Raw genomic sequence first — 606 nt, 5'->3', positions numbered from 1 at the left:
TTGTCGCTCACCGAACGGCAAAGCCTAGCGGCCAAGCGAACCCATGAGCTGCGGCACAAAGCCACAGAATCGAAGATCCGCGCCGCGTGCCGTCAGCTTCAGGACCAGGGCAAGGCGCTGGTACGTTCTGCCATTGCAACACTTGCTGGCGTTTCTGCGAGCACGGTGGCCAGGTATGCACACATCCTGACTGAGGTGACTAAGCCTGCCACTGTGAGTGTGCTCAAGGTGAATGCATCTGTGCCCGTTGCAAACCGAGACGCCCACCACGTCCTCAGGGAAGCAGTGAAGAGCCCTAAAAAACAGGGCCTAACGGATCATGACAAAGGTGCTCCATATGGTGTACATCAGATATCTGCGGTCCCGCAGGGGCCGCAAGCCCGAGAGCCCTTAAAACCAGAACATGAGGATGGTTCATGATGGGGAGTGCGCGTATGAATTTAGTGTGTGCTGTCTTCCCCGATCTGTGCTGCATAGCGCGCGAGCACTACGTAAGTGAGTGTTCTGGCCGAACTCAAGCCTGGTTCGTGTCTCTACCTTTCGCGATCAATGGGGGCTGCTACTGGAGAGCTGGGCTCTTGCCTGCCCAAAGCCGACGCCTTACTC

At 57.1% G+C, this 606-nt stretch carries 1 pseudogene; it reads left to right on the top strand.

The features are described from left to right. Positions 1 to 420, top strand: a pseudogene (locus tag ALO64_RS25995) (replication initiation protein); the annotation flags it as partial. Positions 421 to 606 lie beyond the last annotated feature (186 nt).

The organism is Pseudomonas meliae (assembly GCF_001400515.1).
In the GTDB taxonomy this organism is placed as follows: domain Bacteria; phylum Pseudomonadota; class Gammaproteobacteria; order Pseudomonadales; family Pseudomonadaceae; genus Aquipseudomonas; species Aquipseudomonas amygdali.
The sequence above is the reverse complement of the archived record's forward strand: the minus strand, read 5'-3'. Positions and strand labels throughout refer to the sequence as shown.